This window comes from Spirosoma lacussanchae (genome assembly GCF_005870035.1).
Lineage (GTDB): Bacteria > Bacteroidota > Bacteroidia > Cytophagales > Spirosomataceae > Spirosoma > Spirosoma lacussanchae.
Genome location: NZ_SWJG01000003.1, coordinates 310,703 through 334,083 on the forward strand (window position 1 = coordinate 310,703; position 23,381 = coordinate 334,083).

The following is a 23,381-nucleotide window of genomic DNA, read 5'->3' on the forward strand; positions in this document are numbered from 1 at the left end:
AGGTTTCTAGACAACCCGTCGAATAACGGGGACAAAATGCTATTTTTACCATCCGTTACTTACCGAACGCGTACCGGCGACATCAACTATGGCAAGAGTAAATGATTTTGTTCGCTCCGCAACTACGGAGCCACACCGCATTCGTACCCGGCAAATCCTGAAAGCACATCCCGAGATCAAGAAACTGATCGGTCAGAAAAACCCGGCCACATTCTGGGTCATTGTGGGCTGTGTAACCCTGATGACGGCTATGGCCTGGCTCGTTCGTGACCAATCGTGGTGGGTCGTTATTGCAGCGGCCTGGTTCATTGGCGCTTTTCCGGCGCATACGCTCTTTGTCTGCATCCACGAAGCGGCTCATAACCTGATTTTTCGCAAACCGGCCGCCAACGCCTGGGCTGCTATTTTTGCCAACCTGCCCACGGCTTTCCCCACGGCGCTCTCGTTCAAGAATTTTCATATCAAACACCACGCGTTTCAGGGTGTACATGAGCTGGACGCCGACCTACCCGACTGGTACGAAGCTAAGCTTATTAACAACTACGCCATTGGTAAGGCGTTCTGGCTGCTGATGTTCCCGATTTTTCAGGGTATCCGCACCATTCGGATGCGCGAACTGGCCGTTATCGACAAATGGGTGGCTGCCAACATCATCGTTCAGCTAGCCTTCGACGTGTTGATCGTAACCCTGTTTGGCTGGAAAGCGCTGGCTTTTCTGGTGCTGTGCCTGTTTTTTTCGGTAGGACTTCACCCGCTGGGCGCCCGCTGGATTCAGGAGCATTACCTGACCCTCGACCCAGAGCAGGAAACCTACAGTTATTATGGCCAGTTGAATACGGTTAACCTGAACGTCGGTTTTCACAACGAACACCACGATTTCCCGTCTATCCCCTGGAACCGACTGCCCGAGATCAAGAAAAATGCGCCCGAGTATTACGATACGCTAAAGTACCACACCTCGTACGTGCGGCTGTTTTTCCGGTTCCTGTTCGATCAGGAGATTTCGTTGTTTTCGCGCATTGTGCGTAAAGAGCGCGGTCGGGTAGCCATTGCCGACGAGTCTAAACCGGATCTGGAGCTGGTACAGGCGCAGGCCATCCCGGCCAAAGCCGCCGTATAGCCAATCCGGTATATAGTAAGCAGAACGCCCCGTCAGATGAGCTGACGGGGCGTTCTGCTTATAAAAGGCTTACTGAATCTGCGCGCTGAATTTCGCTTTTCCCGAGTCCAGGAAGGCAACAAAGGTGTCGATACTGCGGTCATAGTTCTTCGGCGCTACCAGCAGTTTCCCGTCGGCATCGACCAGGCAGTAATGGGGCTGGGCGTTGTTATTATACCGGGTAATCTGCAGATCAGCATTTTGGGCGCCGATGGTTTTCTTTACTTTCTGATCATACGCAGAGGTGTACCAATCTGACTCTGGCAGCTCGGTTTTATCATCTACGTACAGCGCCAGCACCACAAAATCGTTCTGCAACCGCGACAGTACCGCCGGGTCTGACCAGACGCGGGCCTCCATTTCGCGGCAGTTGACGCAGCCATGACCGGTAAAGTCGATGAACAGCGGTTTGTTTACTTTTTTGGCATACGCCAGCGCCTGCCTGTACTCGAAAAAGCCCTGCAACTGATGCGGCAGCTTGAACAGGTTGCTGTATTTGGGCACCTCGCCCAGCGTGTTGACTGGCGCAGCGGCCCCCGTCGACCGGGCATTCAGGTCGAAATCCTGGCTGGTTTTGGGGGGCAGGTAGCCCGACATTGCCCGCAGCGGAGCACCCCACAGGCCCGGAATCATGTAAACGACAAAGGCAAAGATCAGGATGGCCAGCAGCAGCCGGGGAATACTGACGTTCTTGACTTCGCTATCGTGCGGCAAACGGATCTTGCCCAGCAGGTAAAACCCGATCAGCGCGAAAATAACGATCCAGAACGCCAGAAAAATCTCCCGGTCGAGCAGTCCCCAGTGGTAGACCTGATCGGCAATGCTCAGAAACTTAAGCGCTAGCGCCAGCTCCAGGAAGCCCAGCACCACTTTAACCCCGTTGAGCCAGCCTCCCGATTTGGGCATACTTTTGAGCCACTGCGGAAAAGCCGCAAACAGCGTAAACGGAATGGCAAAAGCCGACGAGAAGGCGGTCATGCCGATGATCGGTTTCACCACTTCGCCCCCGGCCGATGCTACGAGCAGGCTGCCCACAATGGGGCCGGTGCAGGAGAATGAAACCAGTACCAGGGTAAAGGCCATGAAAAACACGCCGGCCAGGCCACCGCGCTCGGCCCGGGCATCGGCGCTGTTGACCAGCGAACTGGGCAGAACGATCTCGAACAAACCCAAAAACGAAAGCCCGAATACGAAGAAGATAGCGAAGAACAGGACGTTGGGCAGCCAGTGGGTACTCACAAAATTGGCAAAGGCCGGTCCGTTGATGCGCGACACAACCGTACCGATCAGCACATAAATGCCAATAATCGAGGCCCCAAACAGCAACGCTTTCCAGCGACCACCCGATTGGTTGGTGAAAAAACTAACCGTCATCGGAATGATCGGGAATACGCAGGGCGTCAGCAGCGCCACCAGACCCGACAGAAAAGCCGCCACAATGAACCCCATCATGGACGTGTCGGTGGTTTCGCCAGGCTGAGCAGCCGCATCGAGCGCATCGACGGGTTTGTCAGCAGCCTGTTCTACGGTGGGCGCGCTGGTACCGGTGGTCGCGGTCAGGGCCGGGTCCGGGGTCGTAGCGGCCACAGTGGTTTCAGAAACAGGGGGCGTAACGGCCGACGTGGTAGCGGCCGACGTGGTAACGGATGAGGTAGCGGCAGGGCTTACAGCGGCTACCTCAGCTGACGTAGTAGCCGGACCCCTCACGGTCAGCTGAGTGCTTAGCTGGGCTTCGGCGGGGGGCAGGCAGGTGCCGTCTTTCGAGGAGCAGGCCATGTACTCGGTGGTAGCGCTGAACTGGACCGAGGGTTTCAGCACCTTGATTTTCTGAACGAAGGTCGCCGTTCCCGAAAACTGCCTGATTTTAGCGCCCCAGACTTCTTCGAACACTTCTTCGACCCCAACCGGTACGACATTGCCAACGCGCTGCCAGCTATCGGAAGGAGTAAACTTGAAACTCGTCGGCAACGGACCGATGTTCGGATCGAGGTCGTTCGAGTAGATATGCCAGCTATCGGCAATGGTGGCCCGGATGCGAACTTCCACGACGTCGCCCACCTGCGCGGGTTGCTTCGGTACCGAAACCGACCATTTCGTGGGATCTTTGGTAAGCTGGGCGAACGTGACAACGGACAACAAAAGTCCGGCAACGAGCGCAACAAATGATTTCATACCGCTTTGGGTAAGTGTTGGTTTGATGGGGTAACAGCAATCCCGCAAAAATACTTCCATTTGTGCGGCTCCAAAAAAAATGCGCCCCAACACCGGCCGGGGCGCACCAACGAAATGAAAAGTTAGGTGTGTTTACGTATACTAACCGATCAGCTATGAATCCACATCAATAGCTGAACAGAACGGGGTTCAGCTCATCCTGCGGATGGCTGCCAGCGGGTACATTAGCCAGCCACCGCGCATGGTCGGCTACCTGATACCGATTGCGGGGCGGCATGATAATCTGGTTTTTGTCCATATAAATCATGGTCATCACCTTCCGGGGCGATTCCGATACGTTCGGCCCGGCCCGGTGAAAGGTCCAGCCGGCATGGTAGCTGACCTCGCCCAGCTCGAAGGGCGTGTCGTTGAGCGGGAAGTTCTGCTGCTGAAGCAGGCCAGACAGCACCGTCTCGCTCTCGTCGCTGATTTCGAGGTCGCGGCCAATCTCGACATGCTGCGATCCTTCGGCAAACGCCAGCGGACCCATCTCCATCGGGGTTGCCTGCAACGGAATCCAGACCGTAACGGTATGCGGTGAAGCCAGCGGCCAGTAGAACTGATCGGCATGCCAGGGCGTGATGCCGCCCGAGGGCTCTTTATACAGTGCCTGGTCGTGGTACAGCCGGACGCCCTCAACGCCCATCAGATCAGCCGCCAGCTGGGCCAGGCGCTTCGAGAAAACGAACTCCCGGGCCTGCTCATCTTCCTGCCAGAGATTCATGATCTGCAGAAAAGCCCGCTCGTAGGTCGTCCGTTCGTGCATTGGCTTATCGAGCGTATTGAGTCGAAAAACCAGCTCGGTGATGATGTCGCCATAGTAGGCCAGCACGGCCGGACTGAGCACCTGTTTGAGCTTCACGTAGCCGTTCTGACGGTAGAAAGCAATGGCTTCGGGACTGACCGAATACGGACTCGCCAGCTCCTGTAGCAGGGATGTTTTGTCGATAGTCGCTTCCATAAGGGTTTTAGACAAGAATATCGAACTGGTTCGCTGATCAGAATAGCTACAAAAGTAGCGGGAGAGGTAATGAGTAGATGAAGCATGTTTTACCTATTTGTGTAGCATTTTGATCATCGTGTGCTTACTATCGCATACCTGTAGTTAGTATACTGTCTACTATGAAAGCGTTATTCGAAAAAGTAACCATTGGTGATCAGCGCTCGCTGCTGGTTCGGCAGTTCCGGCTTCCGTATTTCGATGCGCCCTGGCATTACCATCCGGAGTACGAGCTGACCTATATTATCAGTGGCTACGGACACCGGTTCGTTGGCGACCATGTGGAGTTGTTCAGACCGGGCGATCTGGTGCTGCTCGGCCCGGATTTGCCGCACTACTGGCGGTGCGATGCCGATTTTTACGAATCCGGCTCCGACCGGCGGGCCGAGTCGATTGTGGTGCAGTTTCGGGCTGCGCTGGTCGACACGGTGCTGGCTCATCTGCCCGAGGCCGATTCGCTCTGCGCGCTGCTCCGGCGGGGTCAGCACGGCCTGCGGTTCAGCGAAACCTGGGCCGCCCAGCTGGCCCCGCTCTTGACAGACCTGGTTGCGCAGACCCAGATGGAGCAGCTTATGAGCCTGTTGCGGGTGCTGAACCAGCTTACGACCGATCCGGACGCGCAGCCCCTGGCCAGCGACGGCTATCGGCTGGCGCCCAGCGCGGGCGAGACCGAGCGGATGAAGCGGGTGCTGGAGTTTACCCTGGCCAATTTTCGGGATGAGATCCGGATCGAGCAGATTGCGTCGGTTGCCGGCATGGCGCCGGCAGCTTTCTGCCGGTACTTTAAACGACGAACGCGCAAACCCTTTGTCGAGTACCTGAACGAACTCCGGATCAGCCACGCCCGTAAACTGCTCAGCGAAGCCGACATACCCGTTGGACAGGCTGGTCTAGAGAGCGGTTTCAACAATATATCCCACTTTCACCGGCAGTTCCGGCAGCATACGGGTATGACGCCCCTGACCTACCAGATCGTCTCGCGCGGGAAGTGAAAATCTTCGGCAGACTACCGTTTTCCGCCGTACCTTTGTCCTGTAAAAGGAGTTGTTTGTCGGTTTAGCGTGACGAACAACCGGACCGATAACTCATTGAACTACTTACGCGCATGACGACCGCAACCACCGCTGCCCGCGACACGCAGATTTTTGACCTGATTGCTAAAGAACAACACCGGCAGGAGTCCGGTATCGAACTGATTGCTTCCGAAAATTTCGTATCGCCTGCCGTTATGGAAGCGGCCGGGAGCGTGCTCACCAACAAGTATGCCGAAGGCCTGCCCGGCAAACGGTATTACGGGGGCTGTGAGGTAGTCGATCAGGTCGAGCAAATTGCTATCGACCGCGCTAAAGAGCTGTTCGGCGCTACCTGGGCCAACGTGCAGCCACACTCGGGCGCCAACGCCAACATGGCCGTATTCCTGGCCTGTCTGCAGCCCGGCGATACCATCCTGGGTTTCGACCTCAGCCACGGCGGTCACCTGACCCACGGTTCGCCGGTCAATATTTCGGGAAAATACTTCCGGCCTACGTTCTACGGGGTGGAGCGCGAAACAGGCGTTATCAATTACGACGTGGTTGAAGAAACGGCCAAACGGGAGCGGCCTAAACTGCTCATCTGTGGCGCATCGGCCTACAGCCGCGACTGGGATTACGCCCGGCTCCGCGCCATTGCCGACGAAGTGGGCGCGCTGCTCCTCGCCGACGTGTCGCACCCCGCCGGTCTGATTGCCAAAGGGCTGCTGAACGACCCGCTGGCGCATGCCCATATCGTTACGACGACCACCCACAAAACCCTGCGCGGCACCCGGGGCGGACTAATTCTGATGCGGAACGATTTTGAGAACCCGTTCGGTATCAAAACCCCCAAAGGCGACACCCGCCTGATGTCGTCGCTGCTCGATTCGGGCGTTTTCCCCGGCACGCAGGGCGGTCCGCTCGAACATATCATTGCTGCTAAAGCCGTAGCCTTCGGCGAAGCCCTGACCGACGATTTCTACGACTATGCCGTTCAGGTGAAAGCCAACGCGCAGGCCATGGCCAAAGCGTTTACCGATCGTGGCTACTCCATTATCTCGGGCGGCACGGATAATCACCTGATGCTGATCGACCTGCGGAGCAAAGGCCTCACGGGTAAGCTGGCCGAAAACACGCTGATCAAAGCCGACATTACCATCAACAAGAACATGGTTCCGTTCGACGATAAGTCGCCGATGGTTACTTCGGGCATGCGCGTCGGTACGGCGGCCATGACAACCCGCGGTCTGAAAGAATCGGACATGGAGCAGATTGTCGTATATATCGACCGGGTGCTGATGAACCATGAGGACAGTGCAACGCTGCTGACCGTTAAAGAAGAAATCAACGAGTGGATGAAAGCGTTTCCGCTCTACAAAAGTTAATTGTGATTGAGTGATTGAGCGATGACTAACTTGCCGTTATAATCACTCAATCGCTCATTCAGTCAATCGCTCAACCAAGCATATGCCACTCGATCAACTGACCGACGAAGACATCGACACCGAAGGCAAGGAGATGTCTTTTCTGGACCATCTGGAAGAACTCCGCTGGCACATTATCCGGGCCGCTGCGGCTATTCTGGTGTTTACCGTCACGGCGTTCATTTTTATTGACGATATCTTCGAGTACGTACTGCTCGGACCGGCCAAGACCGATTTCTGGACCTACCGGCAGATGTGTAAGCTGGCCGATTATACGGGGTATGCCGATCTGTGCGTGAAGAAACTGACGTTCAAACTCCAGGCGCTGGGCTTATCGGATCAGTTTACCATGTCGCTGACGTCGTCGTTCTTCGTGGGACTTAGCTTTGCCTTCCCGTATGCCTTCTGGGAGGTGTGGCGGTTTATTAAGCCGGGCCTTCGTCAGTCCGAGAAGCGGGCGGCTCGCGGAGCGGTATTTTTCGTGTCGCTGCTGTTTTCGATGGGTCTGCTGTTCGGCTATTTCATTGTGTCGCCCCTGGCCATCAACTTCCTGGTCAATTACACCCTGTCAGACCGAATTGAGAACAACATCGATATTACGTCCTATATTGGTGTAATCGTGACGCTGGCGCTGGGTTGCGGCCTTATTTTTCAGATGCCTATCGTGGCCTTCGTACTGTCTAAAGTGGGGGTGCTGACTCCCGCTTTCATGCGTGAGTATCGTCGTCACTCCTGGATCGTGATTCTGGTCGTTGCCGGGATTATTACCCCATCGCCCGATTTGTACAGCCAGATTCTGGTGGCCCTGCCGCTGGCGCTGCTGTATGAGATTAGTATCGTGGTGTCGGGCCGGGTTCAGAAAGCACGGCTTAAAGATAACGAAGCGCTGATGCAGTCATAAGCGATAAACTCTTCTGAAAAAGGCCGGTCGTTCGACTGGCCTTTTTCGCTTTATACCGGCTATCGTACCTTTGTGCCGGGAATTTTCACCCCAATGAACAGAACCATACATGCCTCAGTACGATTTTCGCCGATACCATATCCGGTCCATCAACGCGGCCGACGATGCCGAGCGAGCCGCCATCAATCAGGAGCTTAAGGAGTTGTACGCCGGCCTGAGCGAGGATGACAAAGCCGAATTCAATACTCAGCTTCAGGCGTTTCTGGCTAAAGAAATGGGCCGTATCAAGTCAGATTACGAATCGGTCAAAGGCGGCTTGGGCGACGCCGGGCAATGACAGGAAGGAGTACGCAACGGTAAATAGGTCGCCCCGCCGAAAATTGGCCTTGTCTGGCCGGTATATGCCTATCTATGTCAGATCATGTTACGGGCTTTTAGCTCGAGGTACTTGTTTACGGTGTTGGCCGTGAGGTTCTGCGGACTGGTCAGAATGGTCTGGATGCCGTACTGGCCCAATTCTCTTACAATCTGCTTTTTCTCGTAGGCAAATTTCTCCCCAATGGTTTTCAGATAGATGGCTTCGGTATCGGGGGCGGGCTGATCGAGCAGGGCGCGGAGTTCGGTATTTTCGAAGAAGATAACCAGCAGCAGATGGTCCTTAGCCAGTCGGCGGAGGTAGGGGAGCTGCCGCTGCATACCACTCACCGTTTCAAAGTTGGTAAATAACAGCAACAGGCTCCGCTGGCGGATGTTGGTGCGGACGGTAGCGTACAAACTCTCGTAATCGGTTTCCTGAAAGCGGGTTTTCTGGCGGTATAATACCTCCATGATCTTGAGCAGCTGGCCCGCCCGCCGGTCGGCCGGCAGGAGCTGGCCCACGTGGTTTGAGAAGGTCAGAAGGCCCGCTCTGTCCTGTTTGAGTAAGGCAATGTTGCTGAGCACCAGACTGGCGTTGATCGCGTAATCGAGCAGAGTCAGCCCTTCAAAAGGCGACCGCATGACCCGGCCTTTATCGATCAGGCAGTAGACCGGCTGCGACCGTTCATCCTGATAGGCGTTGATCTGCAGCGAAGCCCCCCGCGTATCGCTGCGCCGGGCGGTGGCTTTCCAGTTCACCGTCCGAACATCGTCGCCGGTAGTATAGGGCCGGACCTGCTCAAACTCGGTGCTGTGTCCCAGTCGGCGTATTCGCTTCACGCCTACTTCGTTCAGGCGGTTCGTGGCCGCCAGCAGCTCGTACTGCCGCATCTGTAAAAACGATGGATAAACGGCTACCAGCTTACCCTGCTCAAACTGGTACCGGCGTTTCAGTAACCCCAGTGGCGACAGCACAAAGACGTTGACGGCGCCAAAGCTGTACTCACCCCGGCGCGTAGGACGTAGTTCATAGCGGATAGCCCGGGTTTCGCGGGGTTGCAACTGCGCCCGGAATAGCACATCGCGTCGCTGAAACTGAAAGGGAATTTCGTCGATCACTTCGGTATCGACCCGAAATGCGTATCGGTTTTCGAGGTAGACCGTGAGCGGGTTCTGATCGCCGTTGCTGAGCCGGTCGGGAACTTCACGCCGGGCAAACAGGCCCGCTTCGCTTCGGAACAGCAGCCAGCCATCCAGTAGTGTGAGCCCAACGAATACTACGACGCCGACCTGTACGAGCGGGAACAGGAATGGGAAGGCATAAGCTGCCACGAACAGCAGCACAAACGAGATGAGCGTGAACCAGAGCCGGGTCGAGACAAAGAGGGGGCGAAAAAAAGTCATCAGGGTTTGGGTTTGAGAGCCGCCAGGGCCGCGTCGATGTCGGATTCGTAGAGCGGGTTGAAGTCGTCTTCCAGTGGATGGCTGCGTTCCACGCGAAGGGCCCGATAGAAAAATAAGGCATCCTGAAAGGCCGTTCGGGCTTCGGTCAGGCGGCCGAGCTGCTGAAGGGCGCGGCCCCGGTGGTAGTTGACCAGCGCCGACCGGCCAAAGTTTTTATTGGCTTTATCCAGGTCGGCCAGGGCTTTGTCGGCCCGGTTGGTGGCCAGGTAACTTACAGCCCGGCTCACGTACTGCCGGTAGTTGACCCATTCGGCTCCGTGTTTCTGTTCAAGGGCATCGATTGCTTTCGAAAACTGCTCCAGCGCCCGGTCGTGGTCGCTCAGGTGCCGGTAGGCCAGCCCACGCAGGTAACTGACGGGATTGTGGTTGATGTGATCATCGAAGGTGGGGGTCAGCGCATCGAACGCGTTGAGGTGGTGCAACGCCCGAACCGGATCGGCCAGCATCGACAGGTAAAACTCGCCTATGGCTCCCTGCTCTTTAGGGAAGCGGGCGGCTGTTTTCTCGAACCAGTCGGCGGCCTGTTCATAGTCCTGCTGACGAATATACCACAGCCCCCGGAATCGGGATGCCAACCCGTTGGCCTGCAGGCTGTCCTGTCGGGTCTGCTCGCGTTTATGGGCGAAGAAATGCAGAGCCGGAACGGTCCGGTTCAGGGCCAGCATCGACGCACACGACTTCAGCGCCTGTTCGCCGGTTTGCGCCCTGACGAGGGCCGGAAGCAGCAGTAGCAGCAGACGCAGCTGTGTCATGGAAGCATATCGGTTAGTTGGCCATCTTTGAGCCGGAAGGTGAGCGAAATGGCCGCATCGCGCGGAGAGGTATCGATCTGATCGGTGGCGTAACTCAGCATATCGCTGGGCAGATGCTGTCGGCAAAGGGCCAGTAACTGATCCGTAATGGTACAGTCGAACGTACGGGGGCAGTAGTCCTCGTCGAAACCCGCCACCTCGAACAAACCCTGCTCGCCCGCGCAGTTGATAACGAACTGAATCCGCACCAGGCCCGACTGACCCGGTTGCGTTCTGACCTGATAGTGCTTTTTCAGCGCCTGCCACAGGCTGTGGCCTACGGCGGTACGGCCCGTCTGGGTGATATGCCACATGCGGGTAAAGCAGTTGTCGCAGGGTTGAAATACGGCTGGGCGGCAGGAGTCGCCCGGGGCGAGGGCGCTCACGAACCGAAACGTTTCGGTAGCTACCGTCCGACCATTCCAGCCGATGGCCTGCAACTGTTGGGAAGATGCCTGGGTGAGTTGCCAGAGTGGCTTGTAACCTCCGTCGCGCCCGTACTGATTGCCCTGAATAACCAGAAAAACCGATGAGCCGAAACGGACCAGCTGCCAGAAATGAACAGACCGCTGCCGGGTGGTGAGGTCTTCGAGCGCCACCCGCCCGTTGGCATACAGCGCTATGATCAGGCCGTCGGACTGCCACACCCGACCGGCTACAGTCTGTACCGTACGGGCCGAGTCGAGCGGGATATCCGTAAACTTCCGGAATACCAGGGGGTAATACTGCCCGATCCGGAGTTGCTGGTCAACGACCCGCACCAGGCCCGGGGCGTACCGAATGGTGTCGAGTCGTACCGAATCGTCCCGAACGGCCCAGGTCGAGCGGATAGGGGCGGCCGACGCATCGACCAGGCCGAGCGCGTAGGTACCGTCGGTATCCAGTTGCAGATAGGTGGGCAGGGGACAGAAAAAATCGGTGTCCCATTCGGAATGAACGCCGATCCAGATGCCTGCGAGCTGCTGCTGGCTGACTGGCTGGGCCTTCAGGCCGCTACACAACAGACCCTGAAGCGCGGCCAGCCAGAGGGCCCAGCCCAGCGCCCGGGTCGTTACGATCAATTTCCATAGGGCAGTTATCATGGCGCACTAGTGGCTACCGGGGTACGTCGATTTTCTGAACCAGCTGGGCAATTACGTCATCGGCCGTGCCGCCTTCCATCTCGCGTTCGGGCGTTAACAGAATCCGGTGGCGCAGTACGGGAGCCGCCAGTTCCTGCACATCTTCGGGGGTGATAAAGTCACGGCCTCGCAGGGTTGCCAGTGCTTTCGCGCTGTTCAACAAGGCGACCGATGCCCGTGGCGAAGCCCCCAGATACAGCGATTTGTTGGCGCGGGTGGCCTGTACAATCTGGGCTATATACTCGAAAAGCTTGTCTTCTACATGTACCTGATGGACCTGAGCGCGCAGCGAGGCCAGCTGGCCGGCGCTGAGTACCGCCGAAACGGCCTGTACCGCATCGGTCAGGTTTCGGCGCTGGTGATGGCCTTTCAGAATATCTACTTCAGCGGCTGCGTCGGGATAGCCAACCACAATTTTGAACAGAAACCGGTCGAGCTGGGCTTCGGGAAGCCGGTAGGTGCCTTCCTGTTCGATGGGGTTCTGGGTAGCCAGCACCATAAACGGCTCATCGAGCGGGTAGGTCGTACCATCGTTGGTGATCTGGCGCTCTTCCATCACTTCGAACAGGGCAGCCTGGGTTTTGGCCGGAGCCCGGTTAATTTCATCGATCAGCACCAGGTTGGCGAAAATGGGCCCCTGCCGAAACGAAAAATCGCCGGTTTTGGGCATGAAAATCGACGTTCCAAGCACATCGGAAGGCATCAGGTCGGGCGTGAACTGAATCCGGCTGAAGCCGACCGACAGCGTTTTGGCCAGTAGCTTGGCGGTCAGGGTTTTGGCCACGCCGGGAACGCCCTCGATCAGCACGTGTCCGTCGGCGAGCAGGGCGGTCAGCAGCAGGTCTATAGTCTGGTGCTGACCCACAATAACGGTGCCCACTTCGGCCCGGATGGCATCAACAGCGGTGGTAAGCGGGGTAAGATCGATGCGGGAATTGAAAGACTCCATTCAGACAGTTTGATTGAATTTTTCGATGGCACTGTTTAGTGTCAGCAGGTCGTATTCAGATAACATAACGCTTTTCTGGGCGTTGCGCAGGAGCCGGACCAGCTCAGCGGTCTGATCGGTGGGTAAACCGCTTTTACGGGCCAGGGTCTCGGTAAACTCGTGGTCGAGCTGATTGGTGTTCAGCCCGTAGCGTTCGCGCAGGTCGGTCAGGAAGTACTGGACTTTCTTGCGGGCCATGTTGTCGTGATCGCGTTGCTGAAAATACAATCGCCCCACATCTTTCACAAAATCGAGGGATGTATTGCGGGGGGGCTCCATGACCGGAATGATGCGCTGCGTTCGTTTGCCGGCAAAGATGACGTAGAGCAGCAACCCGATCACGACCAGATAATACGCCCAGGTCAGCGCCGGCTGCGACCAGATGTACCGCAGAATGGATTGCTGATCTTCATCGAAGCGGCCCTGTTTCTGGTACTCATCCCAATAGGTTGGCCAGGCAGGCAGGTACGACAGGGCTTTGATGGCATAGTCGGACGAGGGGTGGTTGAGCAGGTAATAGTTGGTAAAGGCCAGGGGCAGGTTGTGAATGAAAAAATACCCTTTCCCGTACTGTATCCGGATAAAGACCGGCTCCTGGCGGGCGTTGCGCCCCAGCACGGTAATACCCCCGGCTTTGTTGATACGCAGGTAATTCCGGCCATCGTCGCGTGAAAACCGATACCCGTTGGTTTTTTTGAGAGCCGGGTTGACAAAATTCTGGCGTAGGCTGGAGTCGGCCATGTTGGGCGCGCGCAGGTCGGCTTTGAAACCCAGCGCTTTGCCCAGCGAGTCGGGCATGTCGTAGGCCGAAATCAGGCAGTTGTTGCCCTGCTTCACGTAGCGGAACAGCTGGCCGAGGTCGTTGGCGTCGGCTTCGAAGCTGCGGCAGATGAATACGTAGTTGCTGCGGCCCGCCGGTCTGGTCTCGGTCAGGAAGTTATAAACTGGTAGTCGAACCGTTTTGACGACCGGTTGCTGCATGAGCGAAGGCAAGAGCTCGAACAGGGCCTGCGTACCGAACGGAATCCGATCGTCGTTTTCGTAAGTTGGTGTCCAGTCGATGGGGCGGGGGCGGTAGTACTCAATGAGCGCATAAGCCATCACCGTGACGAGCAGAAAAAGCAGGTATTTATTGGGTTTACGCAAAACAGATCAAAAGTTTTTCAGTGAGCGGTCTTCCCGGCGACCGAATTCACGGCGACCGAGTTCATGAACTGGCGGAACCGGGCCTGGATGGCGGCAAAGCGGGACTCATCGATCGGGAAGTTGCCGTACCAGATAAACTCGAACTGGCGGGTTAGTTCGTCGAAGTCGGCCTGCCGGGGCGAGCCGCTCAGTTCATGAACGTACTGTCGGTTGGTCTTATCGGCTTTGTAGCTGATCTGACCCGTATCGGTCAGGCGTTTCAGGGTCTGCAAATACAGCAGCCGGGTTGCCAGCCGGTAGTTACGCTGCCGGGCGGCCTCGTCGATGGCTTCGTCGAAGTTGATCTCGTGAATGTTCTCGCTCAGGTTCTCATAATCCAGCCCGGCCGACTGGGCCCGCTGCGCGAACAAAAACCCCAGCACCTCGGCTTTCATGAGCCAGTAGATGACCAGACCGGCAATGGTCGCCAGTAAAATGTACTGACCCACGTTCTGATAGGCTTCGCTGGCCAGCAGAGCGCGCAGTTTACCGAAAATATAGGCGATAAACCGACCTACCGGATTGTCGGGGGGCGGAGCGTCGGTACCGTACTGGTAGTCGCGGCTGGTTTCCAGATCGCGCAGGCGCTCCGCATCGGGTTGGCGAAGCCGGATCGGGCTCCGGTCGTCGGGCGCGCTGACAACGGCGGTAGTAGCCGCGGGTTTCTGCTGGGCATAGAGCAGACTGCTAGCTGAAAGCTGACATCCCAGCAGGATATACAGACAGACCCACCGATACGCGCGAAACAGCTTTTGTACGTTGTGGTGCATGCGTTGATTAGTACTCCCCCTCGTCCTGCGCGCGGGGTTGGGTGGGGGCGGTTCCGATCGAGTCAATGGCCGACAGCAGCCCCCGTCCTTCCTGCCGCTCAACCAGGTTGGTGTACTGGAAACCGATAGCGATGTAGATCAGTGCCCGCAGCAGCGTACCGCCAACCGTCCCGATCACGTTGCCCAGCACGAGCCAGACACCCGACGCATCGGGCAGGAGTTTGGCTGCCACCAGAAAGTTGATCACACCGGCCGGTACGGAGAACAGCAGCCCGATAATGCCGGAAATGATCCCCATGACAACGACCAGGCCAAAGGTAGACCACCACTTGTCGCGAATGAGCTTGAAGCAGCGGTCCCAGGTCTGCCCGAAGTCGGTACCTTCGAAGGTGGTTATGGCCAGCGCCAGCACCAGCACCACCGCGATGTATATGCCGGGTATAATGAAAAACATAAAGCCGATGACGGTAACGATACTGCCCAGAATCGTGATAATGAGCGCCCGGCCAATGATAGGCTGGATCTCTTCCCATACGTCGGTCACCGTGACAAATCCGCCATCTTTCCGATTGTAGAGTTTCATATGGGCGTAGCTCACCAGGCTGACGGCGAGTGCGGCCAGGATACCAAACAGGATTGTTAACCAGAAGGCGGGCGAAAACAGGCGCTGAAATACCTCGAAAAATGCCGACGGATCTGCCGGCTCGCTATCTGCATCACGAGCCAGGTTACCCAGCTCCAGAAGGTTCGATTGCAGAATACCCGACGCGATACCGGCCAGCAGCGCCACCGGACCTACGATGTAAAGCAGCGACAGGCCCAGACTCCGAAAATTATCGGTCACGTATTTGAAGGTAATATTGAGCTTATCGCCAAAGTCGCGTTGCTGAAACAGGTTGATCATGGGGTTATACGGCGGTTAAGTTGAATAGGATAGAGAATAAAATACCAGACAATAAAGGCAGCCGATGCGAGAATGATGCTGCCGCTGACTACCGGCGGCAGGGTAAGCCGGGTAATGAAACTCTCCAGAAACCCGGCCATGATGAAGATCGGAACCAGCCCTACCGCAATGGTCAGCCCTTGTTTGATGCCCCGTCGGAATGACACGATCCGCGAGAAGGTGCCCGGAAAGAGCAGGCTGTTGCCCACCGTTAAGCCCGCACAACCAGCAATGACGATCGCCGATATTTCGAGCGTACCGTGAATCCAGATTTTCAGGATCGAGTCGAGCAGCAGACCGCGTTCGTAAAAAAAGTATTGAAACGACCCCAGCATCACCCCGTTGTAGAACAGCATGGCCACCGTACCGAACGACGCGAACAGGCCAAAAATAAACGTTCGAAACGCTACATAGATGTTATTCAGGGTGATCTGTATGAACATGGTGCCCTGGTCCATGCTGTTATAAACGCCCAGCGGATCGCCCTTTTTGATGTTCTCGAGGGTCATATTCACGTACTGATCGCCCAGAATCAGCCGCACAAAGGTGTTGTCATGGGCCGCCGATGCCCAGCCCAGCAGGCCCGCTATCAGAAACACCCCCGCCGATACGGCCAGCAACCGGTGCGACTGCCGGAACAGCATCGGTAATTCGTACTGCCAGAACGTGAGGAAGCGGTTGCGGTCGTCGCGCCGGTTCTGCATCAGCCCCCGGTGCATCTGCGCGGCCAGCCCGTTGAGGTAGCGCGTCACGTTGGCATCGGGGTAGAACGTCCGGGCGTAGGAGAGGTCGTCGGTCAGTTCTACGAAGCGCGCCGTCAGTTCATCGGGGTCGCGGGTCGGGTTCTCCTCAATGGCCTTCCATTTGTTGGCATTGCGTTTCACGAACAGGGCTTCGCGCATGGGGTGCGGGTTTGTCGTCAGGTTCTGAAAATTGGCTATTTGTTCATCAAGAACCAAAGAAAGGATGCTATTTTTGACGATCAGCCCGTGATCGCTCCCTGCCAACAAAAGTCCTGTCAATGTCCGTAACTATTCGCACCTCCCAAAACGTAGTTGTTGAGTACGAACCTGCCAGCGTTGGCGAACGAATTTTAGCCACGCTGATCGATTATCTGGTCTTTTTTGGGTGGTGGCTGCTGGTGCTGGCTGTGCCGGCTGGTGTCGGGATCGAGACCAGCCGATTTTACGTGGTGGCGGTGCTGCTGCCGGTTGTCTTCTACGACCTGCTCTGCGAGTATTTTCTGAACGGCCGCAGCGTCGGTAAGCTGGCCATCGGTATTCGGGTAGTGATGCTCGACGGAACGCAGCCGGGTCTGGGGGCTTACCTGCTCCGGTGGCTGCTGCGAATTATCGAGTCGGGCAGTTTTATGCTGGGCATCGTCCCCATCATCACAGTCGGCATCAACGGAAAAGGCCAGCGGCTGGGCGATATTGCCGCGGGAACTTCGGTGGTTCGGCTCAAACCCGCCGTATCGCTGACCGACGTGCTAACCCGCCCCGTGCCCGATAATTACAGCCTGCAGTTCCCGGACGTACGACTCCTGACCGATCGCGACGTTCGTATTATACGGGAGGTGCTGCTGCGGGGGGATGAATCCGTGCTGGCCCGTACTGCCGACAAGATCAAGGCCGTAACCGGTATCGACAGTACACTGTCGAGCCGGACGTTTCTGGAAACGGTCCTGACCGATTATCAGTTTATAACCACACAATAGGGCGGGAGCTACCCGTCCGTCACCTGTAGTCAAGCGGCTCCCGGGCCGCCTTTCGTATGCTCGACTCCATCAAAACGCTTGCCCGGCAATACGCTGCCGATATCGTTCAGACCCGCCGGCATCTGCATGCGCACCCTGAACTGTCGTTTCATGAACACAACACCGCCCGGTACGTAGCCGATCAGCTCAAAGCCATCGGTATAACGCCCCAGGAGGGCGTAGCGGATACGGGGCTGGTGGCCATTATCGAAGGCACCCGCAACGATACTGCATCGCCCCGGCGCGTGGTTGGGCTGCGGGCCGATATGGACGCCCTGCCCATCCACGAAGCCAACGATGTCGCCTACAAATCGACCGTAGAGGGCGTCATGCATGCCTGTGGACACGATGCCCATACGGCTAGTCTGCTTGGCGTGGCGCGTATTCTGCACGTCTTACGCGATCAGTTCGACGGAACGGTAAAGCTGGTTTTTCAGCCCGGCGAAGAGAAAGCGCCGGGTGGTGCCTCGCTCATGATCCGGGAAGGGGTGCTGGAGAATCCGGCCCCGGTCAGCATGATCGGTCAGCACGTAGCCCCCAATATTCCGGTGGGTAAAATCGGGTTCCGCGAAGGCATGTACATGGCCAGCACCGACGAACTCTACCTGACCGTACGCGGCAAAGGCGGCCATGCTGCCATGCCCGACAACCTCGTCGATCCGGTCCTGATTGCGTCTCACATCATCGTGGCGCTCCAGCAGGTGATCAGCCGGAACCGCCCCCCGGCCAGCCCCAGCGTGTTATCGTTCGGGCGGTTCATTGCCGATGGGGTCACCAACGTGATTCCGAACGAGGTAACGATTCAGGGTACGTTTCGCTGCATGAACGAAGAGTGGCGGGCCGAGGGCAAACGGCGCATGGTCAAACTGGCCGAAGGTATTGCCGACGCGATGGGCGGCTCGTGCGAGTTTACCATCGTACACGGCTATCCGTTTTTGCAGAACCAGCCCGAGCTGACCCGGCGGCTGCGGGCGCAGGCCGTCGAGTACATGGGGGCCGATAATGTAGTCGACCTCGATCTGTGGATGGCGGGCGAAGACTTTGCGTTCTACTCGCAGGTGGTTGATTCGTGTTTCTACCGACTGGGCACCCGCAACGAAGCCCGGGGCATCACGTCGGGTGTTCATACCCCTACCTTCGACATCGATGAATCCGCTCTTGAAACCGGCGCCGGGCTGATGAGCTGGCTGGCCGTACAGGAGTTAGCCGCCCTATAACCGACCATGCATTATGCCAGCCACTGACTTACCTACTTTCTACGCGCCCACCCGCGCCGACTGGCGGCAGTGGCTGGCCGACCATCATGCCACCGAAACCAGCATCTGGCTGAAGATCTACAAGAAAAGCAGCGGTATTCCCAGCGTCACCTACGACCAGGCCGTTGACGAAGCGCTGTGTTACGGCTGGATCGACAGTACATCGGGCCGGGGCGATGAGCAGTATTACCTCCAGTTCTTCGCGCGCCGGAAACCCAAAAGCAACTGGAGCCGGGTCAACAAGAACAAGGTAGCGGCTTTAACGGCCGCCGGACTGATAACCGAAGCCGGCCAGGCCATGATCGATCTGGCCAAACAGACCGGCACCTGGACCGCCCTCGATGCGGTCGAGGACCTGATCTGCCCGCCCGACCTGCAAACGGCCCTGGAGGCCAATCCTACCGCAAAGACCTACTTCGATGCGTTTCCCCGTTCAGCCAAACGCGCCCTGCTGGAATGGCTGCTGAACGCCAAAACAACCGCCACCCGTGACCGGCGTATTGCCGAACTAGTTACCAAAGCCGAACGGAACGAGCGGGCCAACCAGTACGTGCCTAAGAAGTAAGCCTGAACCGCTGGGAGCCGTCGTGAAAATGAGTTATTTTACGGCCATACCTACCTGTTCGCAGCTACTCTTATGATCAGACCATTCCTGCTTCTGTTTACGACTGCCCTTGGCCTATTGGCCTGCCAGACAAGCGACTCTAGTAACGCTTCCTTCGGCAAACTGGCCGACGAGTACGTGGATGCCTACCTGGCCAGCAATCCGGGCGAGGCCGTTTATCTGGGCTACCACGAATACGACGGAAAACTGATCATCCCCACGGCCGAGACGATAGACCGCCAGCTCCGGCAGTTGCGTCAGTACGATTCGACCTTTGCCCGGCTGGATACGACGGGCCTGTCGGTCGATGAGAAAGTCGATTATAAGCTGCTGACAGCCAGTATTAAATCCCGCATTCATGACATCGTAACGATGAAGGTGTACGAAGACCCGATGACGTATTCGGTTAACCTCAGTCCCTACATCGAACGCAACTTTGCCCCGGCGGCCGACCGGGCCCGCTCGGTCGTAGCCATTGCCCGCCAGCTTCCGGCCTACTTTACCGCGGCCCGGCAGAATCTGGGCAAAAACCCACCCCGCGAGTACGTAGAGGTGGCTATCGAAGGATTACGCGGCAGCGCCGATTACATGCAGAACGATATTCCGAAGGCGTTTGCCTCGGTGGCAGACGCAACGGTGCAGGCAGACCTGAAAGCTGCCCTCAGTCAGGGTGCCGACGCCACGAAGGCCTTTGCCGCGTACCTCGAAACGGCCGTGCTGCCCGGTGCCAATGGGTCGTTCGCCATCGGGGCCGACAATTACCGCAGGATGCTGCTGTATAACGAGTGGCTCACCGCCAACCCCGACAGCCTGCTGCAGCTGGGTATGGATCAGCTGGCCCGTGAGAAAGCTGAATTTGCCGCAGCCGCCCGCGTTATCGACCCGGGCAAAACGCCCATGGAGGTATTCAAAACCATCCAGGCCGAGCACCCCACCGCCGATAGTCTGCTGGCCGCTACCCGCAACCACTGCGAAGCCATCCGGCAGTTCCTGATTGACCGGCAAATCGTGACCGTTCCGTCGGAGGTGCGGGCAACGATCACCAAAACCCCCGAATTTATGGTCGGCTCTACCGCGGCCATGAACACGCCGGGGCCTTTTGAGCGTCCAGCCGCGTCAGAAGCCTATTACTACATTACCCTCCCCAAAAAAGAATGGACGCCCCGCCAGCAGACCGAATGGCTCACCCTGTTTAACCGTTATGTGGCGGAGGTGATTTCGGTTCATGAAGCGTACCCGGGCCATTACGTTCAGTTTCTGCACCTCAATGCGTCGCCGGTGAGCCGCGTCCGCAAGATGTTTGCGAGCTATGCCTTTGTAGAAGGGTGGGCGCACTATACCGAGCAGATGATGCTGGAAGAGGGCTTTGGACAGGAAGGCGACGCCGTAACCCGGGCCAAATACCGCATGGCTCAGCTGTCGGAGTCGATGCTGCGCTACTGCCGGCTGGTCTGCTCCATTCAGCTGCATACGCACGGCTGGACCGTGGCCCAGGCTACCCGGTTTATCATGGACAACTGCTATTACGAAGAAAAACCAGCTTACGAAGAAGCCCGCCGGGGTACGTTCGATCCGGGTTACCTGTCATACTCGCTGGGCAAACTACAGCTGCTGGCCCTGCGGGAGGAGGTAAAGAAAAAACAGGGTAGTTCATTCGTGCTCAAGACGTTCCATGATCAGTTGCTCGATCATGGCATGCCTCCCGTCAATCTGTTGCGCGAGCTGGTAAACCCGTAAGTAATTCATCCTCTAATCGTACAATCCAGTCTCGGATTGTTATATATTTGTTGCTCCTAATAACGTTCTAGTTGAAAGATTAACTCGCTTTACGCAGATGAACAGAAGAGACGCCCTCATGCGGGTGGCCGCGCTGGCCGGAGCCACCATGTCGTTACCCGCATTGGCCGACACCCTCGAAGCCTCGGCTGCCCAGCGCGCCCTGACCAACAAACCGGTTTTCTTTACGGCTGATCAGGATGCCACCGTGGCCGAACTGGCCGATACCATTATTCCGACGACTAGCACGCCTGGAGCCAAAGCCGCCAAAGTAAACGAGATCATCGATATTCTCGTGAAAGACTGCTACAAGGAAGCCGACCAGAAAGCGTTTCTGGAAGGCCTGGCCCGGACCAACAAACTCAGTCAGGATGCCTACGGAAAGGCTTTCGTACAGCTTGACCCGACTCAGCGTATCGAGATTGTAAAAAAACTCGAAGCCGAAGCCAAACAGCAAAAGGCCGACATGGCCGCTGCCAGGGCGCAGAACGCCAGCGGTCAGCAGGATGTGCAGATGCCCGGCGAGAAACGTAAGAGCGCTACGCCGTTCTTCACCATGATCAAAGACCTGACCCTGACGGGCTACTTCACCTCGGAGGTGGGTGCAACACAGGCGCTTGAGTACGTGGCCGTGCCGGGTCGGTACGATGGTTGTGTACCGCTCAAAGCGGGTCAGAAAGCCTGGGCAATCTAATCTAACTTAACGCACAGTGAACGATTTTGGGCAAGAAGGCTGCCGCTGAGGAGCCCCGGTCAGGCCGCATCGTTCCTCATCCATTTCGAGAATCATGAACCTTACTATTGACGCAAAAAAAGATATGACCTACGACGCTATCGTTGTAGGTTCGGGCATATCGGGTGGCTGGGCCGCTAAAGAGCTGACCCAGAAAGGCCTGAAAGTGTTGTTGCTGGAACGCGGTCGCGATGTGAAGCACATTGAAGGCTATCCTACCGCTACCAATAACCCCTGGGATTTCCCGCACCGGGGTCGCGTAACCACGATGGCGGCCGAAGAGTACTGGGCTAACATGCGTACTGGCTATACCGCCAACGAGGAACACCGGCATTTCTTCGAGAACGATAAGGAAAACCCATACCTCGAAAAAGAAAACCGTAAAGTAGACTGGATTCGCGGATATCACGTAGGTGGCCGGTCGCTGATGTGGGGCCGCCAGAGCTACCGCTGGAACAAAGAAGATTTCATGGCCAACCTGAAAGAAGGCGTTGGTATCGACTGGCCCATCCGATACGAGGATCTGGCGCCGTGGTATACTTACGTAGAAGGGTTTGCCGGTATTTCGGGGAATAAAGATGGTCTGGACGTACTGCCCGACGGTAACTTCCTGCCGCCGATGGAGTTGAACTGCCTCGAGAAAGAAGCCAAAAAGCGAATTGAGAAAGCGTTTGGCAAACGGACGGTGACCATTGGCCGGACGGCCCACCTGACCCAGCCCAAACAGCTGCACTACGACCTGGGTCGGGCTGCCTGCCAGTTCCGGAACCAGTGTATGCGCGGTTGCCCATACGGCGCTTACTTTAGCTCACAGTCGGCTACCCTGCCGGCGGCTTTCAAGACCGGTCGTCTGACGCTGCGCCCCGATTCAATCGTGTCGGAAGTGATCTATGACGAGAAAAAAGGGAAGGCAACGGGCGTGCGGGTCATCGACCAGAACACCAAAGAAGTCCGCGAGTATTTTGCCCGGATTATCTTCCTGAACGCGTCGGCTTTTGCAAGTACGTCGATCCTGATGAACTCCAAATCGCGTCGGTTCCCGAATGGCCTGGGTAACGACTCCGACCAGCTGGGCCGTAACATCATGGACCACCACCTGGCAGCGGGTGCGTCGGGTATGTTTGAGGGCATGGAAGACCAGTATTACTACGGCCGTCGCGCCAATGGCGTATATATTCCACGCTACCGGAACTGGGCCGGCGACAAACGCGATTACCTGCGGGGCTTCGGCTACCAGGGTGGTGCCAGCCGCGGTGGCTGGAACCGCGGAAACGGCGTAGATGGTTTCGGTGCAGATTTCAAGGAAAGCCTGACCACGCCGGGTCCATGGTCAATGAGCCTGGGTGGTTTCGGCGAAATGCTGCCGGATCCCAACAACCGTATGACCCTGAGCCCTGACAAAAAGGATAAGTGGGGTCTGCCATTAATCGTGTTCGATGCCGCCTACGGCGATAACGAGCACAAAATGCGGATCGACATGATGAACGATGCGGCCGAGATGCTCGAAGCCGCTGGTTTCAAAAACATATCGGCTTACAACGACAAGACGAAAAACCCAGGTATCGGTATCCACGAAATGGGTACCGCCCGCATGGGTCGCGATCCGAAAACGTCGGTCCTGAACGCGCACAACCAGATTCATACCGTCAAGAACGTTTTCAACACAGACGGTGCCTGTATGACCTCGGCTTCGTGCGTAAACCCGTCGCTGACGTATATGGCTCTGACCGCCCGCGCGGCTGACTTTGCCGTGAAGGAAATGAAGAAAGGTAATCTGTAAGACACAGATCCAATAAAAGCAAAAAGCAGCGGGTGCATACCCCGCTGCTTTTTTATGCCTTACGAAATAAAAAAATTAAAATCTATTTATTTGACAGACTAACAAAACAATTCGGTTTTTGGGGAAGTTATGTTAGTGAATGTCAAGTA

At 56.9% G+C, this 23,381-nt stretch carries 21 protein-coding genes; 11 read left to right on the plus strand and 10 right to left on the minus strand.

What is annotated here, in order from left to right; all coding sequences use genetic code 11:
- Nucleotides 1-88 precede the first annotated feature (88 nt).
- The gene (locus FBR45_RS14455) at nucleotides 89-1,120 is read left to right on the plus strand and encodes a fatty acid desaturase (protein WP_138503531.1); all 1,032 of its coding nucleotides are present in this window, start codon (nucleotides 89-91) and stop codon (nucleotides 1,118-1,120) included.
- 69 nt (nucleotides 1,121-1,189) lie between these two features.
- Here FBR45_RS14455 and FBR45_RS14460 read toward each other — a convergent pair whose 3' ends face one another.
- On the minus strand, nucleotides 1,190-3,331 hold the full coding sequence (locus FBR45_RS14460; RefSeq protein ID WP_138503532.1) for a protein-disulfide reductase DsbD family protein: 2,142 nt from the start codon (nucleotides 3,329-3,331) through the stop codon (nucleotides 1,190-1,192).
- 166 nt (nucleotides 3,332-3,497) lie between these two features.
- On the minus strand, nucleotides 3,498-4,331 hold the full coding sequence (locus tag FBR45_RS14465) for a phytanoyl-CoA dioxygenase family protein (protein WP_138504018.1): 834 nt from the start codon (nucleotides 4,329-4,331) through the stop codon (nucleotides 3,498-3,500).
- Between the two features lie 161 nt (nucleotides 4,332-4,492).
- Here FBR45_RS14465 and FBR45_RS14470 point away from each other — a divergent pair, with 161 nt between their 5' ends.
- The 4 genes from FBR45_RS14470 (at nucleotide 4,493) to FBR45_RS14485 (ending at nucleotide 8,045) form a co-directional block, all read left to right on the plus strand.
- The gene (locus FBR45_RS14470) at nucleotides 4,493-5,362 is read left to right on the plus strand and encodes an AraC family transcriptional regulator (protein WP_138503533.1); all 870 of its coding nucleotides are present in this window, start codon (nucleotides 4,493-4,495) and stop codon (nucleotides 5,360-5,362) included.
- 113 nt (nucleotides 5,363-5,475) lie between these two features.
- Nucleotides 5,476-6,768, plus strand: coding sequence for a serine hydroxymethyltransferase (locus FBR45_RS14475; protein ID WP_138503534.1), 1,293 nt, complete (start codon nucleotides 5,476-5,478; stop codon nucleotides 6,766-6,768).
- An 82-nt stretch (nucleotides 6,769-6,850) separates the two neighbouring features.
- On the plus strand, nucleotides 6,851-7,708 hold the full coding sequence (tatC, locus tag FBR45_RS14480) for a twin-arginine translocase subunit TatC (RefSeq protein ID WP_138503535.1): 858 nt from the start codon (nucleotides 6,851-6,853) through the stop codon (nucleotides 7,706-7,708).
- Nucleotides 7,709-7,817: 109 nt separating this feature from the next.
- A complete protein-coding gene (locus FBR45_RS14485; RefSeq protein ID WP_171044898.1) occupies nucleotides 7,818-8,045 on the plus strand; it encodes a hypothetical protein in 228 nt (75 codons plus the stop codon).
- A 77-nt stretch (nucleotides 8,046-8,122) separates the two neighbouring features.
- Here FBR45_RS14485 and FBR45_RS14490 read toward each other — a convergent pair whose 3' ends face one another.
- Genes FBR45_RS14490 through FBR45_RS14525 form a run of 8 tightly spaced genes read right to left on the minus strand, consistent with a single transcriptional unit; the run spans nucleotide 8,123 to nucleotide 16,229 of the window.
- A complete protein-coding gene (locus FBR45_RS14490) occupies nucleotides 8,123-9,469 on the minus strand; it encodes a DUF58 domain-containing protein (RefSeq protein WP_138503536.1) in 1,347 nt (448 codons plus the stop codon).
- Nucleotides 9,469-10,281 (minus strand): tetratricopeptide repeat protein, encoded by an 813-nt coding sequence (locus FBR45_RS14495; protein WP_138503537.1) that lies wholly within the window; start codon nucleotides 10,279-10,281, stop codon nucleotides 9,469-9,471. Before FBR45_RS14495 ends, FBR45_RS14490 begins: the two co-directional genes overlap by 1 nt.
- Nucleotides 10,278-11,402, minus strand: coding sequence for a hypothetical protein (locus FBR45_RS14500; RefSeq protein WP_138503538.1), 1,125 nt, complete (start codon nucleotides 11,400-11,402; stop codon nucleotides 10,278-10,280). Before FBR45_RS14500 ends, FBR45_RS14495 begins: the two co-directional genes overlap by 4 nt.
- Nucleotides 11,403-11,415: 13 nt before the next feature.
- Nucleotides 11,416-12,390: an AAA family ATPase gene (locus FBR45_RS14505; RefSeq protein WP_138503540.1), complete on the minus strand. Its 975-nt coding sequence runs from the start codon at nucleotides 12,388-12,390 to the stop codon at nucleotides 11,416-11,418.
- A complete protein-coding gene (locus FBR45_RS14510) occupies nucleotides 12,391-13,575 on the minus strand; it encodes a DUF4350 domain-containing protein (protein ID WP_138503542.1) in 1,185 nt (394 codons plus the stop codon).
- A 17-nt stretch (nucleotides 13,576-13,592) separates the two neighbouring features.
- Nucleotides 13,593-14,384, minus strand: coding sequence for a DUF4129 domain-containing protein (locus FBR45_RS14515; protein WP_138503544.1), 792 nt, complete (start codon nucleotides 14,382-14,384; stop codon nucleotides 13,593-13,595).
- Nucleotides 14,385-14,391: 7 nt separating this feature from the next.
- Complete coding sequence (locus FBR45_RS14520; protein WP_138503546.1) at nucleotides 14,392-15,288, minus strand: hypothetical protein; 897 nt, start codon at nucleotides 15,286-15,288, stop codon at nucleotides 14,392-14,394.
- Complete coding sequence (locus FBR45_RS14525) at nucleotides 15,285-16,229, minus strand: stage II sporulation protein M (protein ID WP_138504022.1); 945 nt, start codon at nucleotides 16,227-16,229, stop codon at nucleotides 15,285-15,287. The genes FBR45_RS14520 and FBR45_RS14525 overlap by 4 nt, the downstream gene beginning before the upstream one ends.
- A 119-nt stretch (nucleotides 16,230-16,348) precedes the next feature.
- Between FBR45_RS14525 and FBR45_RS14530 the strand changes: the two genes are divergently transcribed.
- The 6 genes from FBR45_RS14530 to FBR45_RS14555 all read left to right on the plus strand — a co-directional run bounded on the left by FBR45_RS14530 (nucleotide 16,349) and on the right by FBR45_RS14555 (nucleotide 23,232).
- A complete protein-coding gene (locus FBR45_RS14530; RefSeq protein WP_138503548.1) occupies nucleotides 16,349-17,044 on the plus strand; it encodes an RDD family protein in 696 nt (231 codons plus the stop codon).
- A gap of 56 nt (nucleotides 17,045-17,100) precedes the next feature.
- Complete coding sequence (locus tag FBR45_RS14535) at nucleotides 17,101-18,300, plus strand: M20 metallopeptidase family protein (protein ID WP_138503550.1); 1,200 nt, start codon at nucleotides 17,101-17,103, stop codon at nucleotides 18,298-18,300.
- A 13-nt stretch (nucleotides 18,301-18,313) separates the two neighbouring features.
- Nucleotides 18,314-18,904 carry a YdeI/OmpD-associated family protein gene (locus FBR45_RS14540; protein ID WP_138503552.1) on the plus strand — a complete coding sequence of 197 codons (591 nt, stop codon included), beginning with the start codon at nucleotides 18,314-18,316 and terminating at the stop codon, nucleotides 18,902-18,904.
- Nucleotides 18,905-18,976: 72 nt separating this feature from the next.
- Nucleotides 18,977-20,680, plus strand: a complete 1,704-nt coding sequence (locus tag FBR45_RS14545) for a DUF885 domain-containing protein (protein WP_138503554.1) — start codon at nucleotides 18,977-18,979, stop codon at nucleotides 20,678-20,680.
- A 97-nt stretch (nucleotides 20,681-20,777) separates the two neighbouring features.
- Nucleotides 20,778-21,413 (plus strand): gluconate 2-dehydrogenase subunit 3 family protein, encoded by a 636-nt coding sequence (locus tag FBR45_RS14550; RefSeq protein ID WP_246082248.1) that lies wholly within the window; start codon nucleotides 20,778-20,780, stop codon nucleotides 21,411-21,413.
- Between the two features lie 94 nt (nucleotides 21,414-21,507).
- Nucleotides 21,508-23,232 (plus strand): GMC oxidoreductase, encoded by a 1,725-nt coding sequence (locus FBR45_RS14555; RefSeq protein ID WP_138503556.1) that lies wholly within the window; start codon nucleotides 21,508-21,510, stop codon nucleotides 23,230-23,232.
- Nucleotides 23,233-23,381: the final 149 nt, after the last annotated feature.

Excerpts from the sequence above, each read along its gene's own strand:
- FBR45_RS14455 (WP_138503531.1), top strand. The coding sequence starts at position 89 with ATGGCAAGAGTAAATGATTTTGTTCGCTCCGCAACTACGGAGCCACAC.
- FBR45_RS14460 (WP_138503532.1), bottom strand. The coding sequence starts at position 3,331 with ATGAAATCATTTGTTGCGCTCGTTGCCGGACTTTTGTTGTCCGTTGTC.
- FBR45_RS14465 (WP_138504018.1), bottom strand. The coding sequence starts at position 4,331 with ATGGAAGCGACTATCGACAAAACATCCCTGCTACAGGAGCTGGCGAGT.
- FBR45_RS14470 (WP_138503533.1), top strand. The coding sequence starts at position 4,493 with ATGAAAGCGTTATTCGAAAAAGTAACCATTGGTGATCAGCGCTCGCTG.
- FBR45_RS14475 (WP_138503534.1), top strand. The coding sequence starts at position 5,476 with ATGACGACCGCAACCACCGCTGCCCGCGACACGCAGATTTTTGACCTG.
- tatC (WP_138503535.1), top strand. The coding sequence starts at position 6,851 with ATGCCACTCGATCAACTGACCGACGAAGACATCGACACCGAAGGCAAG.
- FBR45_RS14485 (WP_171044898.1), top strand. The coding sequence starts at position 7,818 with ATGCCTCAGTACGATTTTCGCCGATACCATATCCGGTCCATCAACGCG.
- FBR45_RS14490 (WP_138503536.1), bottom strand. The coding sequence starts at position 9,469 with ATGACTTTTTTTCGCCCCCTCTTTGTCTCGACCCGGCTCTGGTTCACG.
- FBR45_RS14495 (WP_138503537.1), bottom strand. The coding sequence starts at position 10,281 with ATGACACAGCTGCGTCTGCTGCTACTGCTGCTTCCGGCCCTCGTCAGG.
- FBR45_RS14500 (WP_138503538.1), bottom strand. The coding sequence starts at position 11,402 with ATGATAACTGCCCTATGGAAATTGATCGTAACGACCCGGGCGCTGGGC.
- FBR45_RS14505 (WP_138503540.1), bottom strand. The coding sequence starts at position 12,390 with ATGGAGTCTTTCAATTCCCGCATCGATCTTACCCCGCTTACCACCGCT.
- FBR45_RS14515 (WP_138503544.1), bottom strand. The coding sequence starts at position 14,384 with ATGCACCACAACGTACAAAAGCTGTTTCGCGCGTATCGGTGGGTCTGT.
- FBR45_RS14520 (WP_138503546.1), bottom strand. The coding sequence starts at position 15,288 with ATGATCAACCTGTTTCAGCAACGCGACTTTGGCGATAAGCTCAATATT.
- FBR45_RS14525 (WP_138504022.1), bottom strand. The coding sequence starts at position 16,229 with ATGCGCGAAGCCCTGTTCGTGAAACGCAATGCCAACAAATGGAAGGCC.
- FBR45_RS14530 (WP_138503548.1), top strand. The coding sequence starts at position 16,349 with ATGTCCGTAACTATTCGCACCTCCCAAAACGTAGTTGTTGAGTACGAA.
- FBR45_RS14535 (WP_138503550.1), top strand. The coding sequence starts at position 17,101 with ATGCTCGACTCCATCAAAACGCTTGCCCGGCAATACGCTGCCGATATC.
- FBR45_RS14540 (WP_138503552.1), top strand. The coding sequence starts at position 18,314 with ATGCCAGCCACTGACTTACCTACTTTCTACGCGCCCACCCGCGCCGAC.
- FBR45_RS14545 (WP_138503554.1), top strand. The coding sequence starts at position 18,977 with ATGATCAGACCATTCCTGCTTCTGTTTACGACTGCCCTTGGCCTATTG.
- FBR45_RS14550 (WP_246082248.1), top strand. The coding sequence starts at position 20,778 with ATGAACAGAAGAGACGCCCTCATGCGGGTGGCCGCGCTGGCCGGAGCC.
- FBR45_RS14555 (WP_138503556.1), top strand. The coding sequence starts at position 21,508 with ATGAACCTTACTATTGACGCAAAAAAAGATATGACCTACGACGCTATC.